The following is a 2,470-nucleotide window of genomic DNA, read 5'->3' as shown; positions in this document are numbered from 1 at the left end:
GCCCAGGCAGCCCACGACGCCGCGCTTGACGACGCCTTGCTCATCACCCACCCCACCGCTGACTGCGCCGAGCTGGCCATCCTCCCAGAACCGAAGCGCCGCCGGGCGATCGCCGCGTGGCTGCGCGAGGAAGGAGTGGAGGTTACTCGCGAGGCGGTGCGCGGCATCGATGCCCTATGCACGCAGTGGCACGGGCAAGGCCCCGTCGCCGTCCGCAGCGAAAAGAAAGGTACAAGGTTGGAAGTCGCACGCGTTGGTGGCAAACTGTCACTATTGCCTCGGTCAGCAAAGGAGCGCTCACGTGCACGATAACCATGATTTAGCCGTCCCCGCCCATCCTTATGGAGAGGACATCAAAAACGTTCTCATCACCGAAGACGATCTTCAGGCGCGCATCCAGGAGATGGCGGATCGCGTGTCCGAAAAATACAGCAACACCGACGAGGACCTCATCCTGGTCTGCGTGCTCAAGGGCGCGGTTTTCTTCCTGACGGATTTCGCCCGCAAGCTCACTATCCCGTCCCAGCTGGAGTTCATGGCGGTGTCCTCCTACGGTAACTCGGCCTCCTCCTCGGGCGTGGTGCGGATTTTGAAGGACTTGGACCGGGATATCGAGGGCCGCGATGTGGTCATCGTGGAAGACATCATTGATTCCGGCCTGACCTTGTCCTGGCTCATCCGCAACCTGCAGGGCCGCCAGCCGCGTTCCCTGGAAGTGGTCACGCTGCTGCGCAAGCCCGAAGTAGTCAAGGCGGAGCTGGATCTCTTCGACGTAGGCTTTGATATCCCGAATGAGTTCGTCGTGGGCTATGGCCTGGATTTCGCGGAGCGCTACCGCGATTTGCCGTATGTGGGCACCCTGGAGCCTGCGGTCTACAGCAACGACTAGTCTTTTCTTGCCCTCTTTATGAGGCCTCGAATTCGCAAGGTAATTAATGAAAAATAAGAACATCATCCGCTATGGCTCGATCGCGGGCCTGGTTCTCATTCTGCTGTACGCCTTTACGTTCTTTAGCAATGATGCCCGCAGCTTCAAGCAGGTCGATACCTCGGTGGCCATGCAGCAGTTGGCGGATAAGAACGTTGAGGAAGCGCAGATCGATGACCGCGAGCAACAGCTGCGCCTCAAGCTCAAGGAGCCGGTGACGGTAGAAGAGCAGGAGGGCATCGAAGAGGTCATTGCCAAGTACCCGGCACGCGCCTCCGAGCAGGTCTTCAACGCGGTCAAGGATTCCGGTGCGGATAAGTACCAGACCAAGGTCACGCAGGATTCCTTCATTGGCTCCATGATCAGCTTCCTGCTGCCGATGCTGATCCTCTTCGCGTTGCTGTTCTGGATGATGACCCGCATGCAGCAGGGCGCGGGCGGCATGTTCGGCATTGGTGGCTCCAAGGCCAAGGAGCTTACCAAGGACATGCCCACCAACACCTTTGCGGATGTTGCCGGCGCGGATGAAGCTGTGGATGAGCTGCAGGAGATCAAGGACTTCCTGGATGATCCGGAGCGCTACCATGCGCTCGGCGCGAAGATCCCGCGCGGCGTGCTGCTCTATGGCCCGCCGGGTACCGGTAAGACGCTTCTGGCCCGCGCGGTCGCGGGCGAGGCCGGCGTGCCTTTCTATTCCATTTCCGGTTCCGACTTCGTGGAGATGTTCGTCGGCGTGGGTGCCTCCCGCGTGCGTGACCTGTTCAAGCAGGCCAAGCAGAATAGCCCGTGCATCATCTTCGTCGATGAGATTGACGCAGTGGGCCGCCAGCGTGGTTCCGGCACCGGCGGTGGCCATGATGAGCGCGAGCAGACGCTGAACCAGCTGCTCGTGGAGATGGACGGCTTCGGCGACCGTGAAGGCGTTATCCTCATCGCCGCGACCAACCGCCCCGACATTCTGGACCCTGCGCTTCTGCGCCCGGGACGCTTCGACCGCCAGATCCCGGTGACTAACCCCGACCTGGCTGGCCGCGAGCAGATCCTGCGCGTGCACGCCAAGGACAAGCCACTGGCCAAGGAGGTCGACGTGGCGCAGCTGGCCAAGCGCACCGCCGGCATGTCCGGCGCGGACCTGGCCAACGTGCTCAACGAGGCCGCCCTGCTCACCGCCCGCATCGGCGGCAACGTCATTACCTATGACGCGCTGGAGGAGGCCACCGACCGCGTCGTCGGCGGCCCGCGCCGCCAGGGCAAGATCATTTCCGAACACGAGAAGAAGGTCACCGCCTATCACGAGGGCGGCCACACCTTGTCCGCGTGGGCGCTGAAGGACATCGAGCGCGTCTACAAGGTGACCATTCTGGCCCGCGGCCGCACCGGCGGCCACGCCATGACCGCGCAGGAAGACGATAAGGGCATGTACACCCGCGATGAGTTGTTCTCGCGCCTCGTCTTCGCCATGGGCGGGCGCGCCGCGGAGGAGCTCGTGTTCGGCGCACCCACCACCGGCGCTTCTTCGGATATTGAGCACGCCACCAAGAT

General features: G+C 62.3%; 3 protein-coding genes. All 3 read left to right on the top strand.

The genetic code is table 11. The features are described from left to right. On the top strand, positions 1 to 312 hold a 312-nt coding region (locus RDN59_RS12030; protein ID WP_308608039.1), incomplete at its 5' end, for a TilS substrate-binding domain-containing protein. Then, positions 302 to 889, top strand: coding sequence for a hypoxanthine phosphoribosyltransferase (hpt, locus tag RDN59_RS12025; protein WP_308608038.1), 588 nt, complete (start codon positions 302 to 304; stop codon positions 887 to 889). The genes RDN59_RS12030 and hpt, both read left to right, overlap by 11 nt. A 46-nt stretch (positions 890 to 935) precedes the next feature. Next, on the top strand, positions 936 to 2,470 hold a 1,535-nt coding region (gene ftsH, locus RDN59_RS12020), incomplete at its 3' end, for an ATP-dependent zinc metalloprotease FtsH (RefSeq protein WP_308608037.1).

The organism is uncultured Corynebacterium sp. (genome assembly GCF_902489365.1).
Classification (GTDB): Bacteria; Actinomycetota; Actinomycetes; order Mycobacteriales; family Mycobacteriaceae; genus Corynebacterium.
Note: the sequence above shows the minus strand (reverse complement) of the source record. Positions and strands in the feature narration are given on the sequence as shown.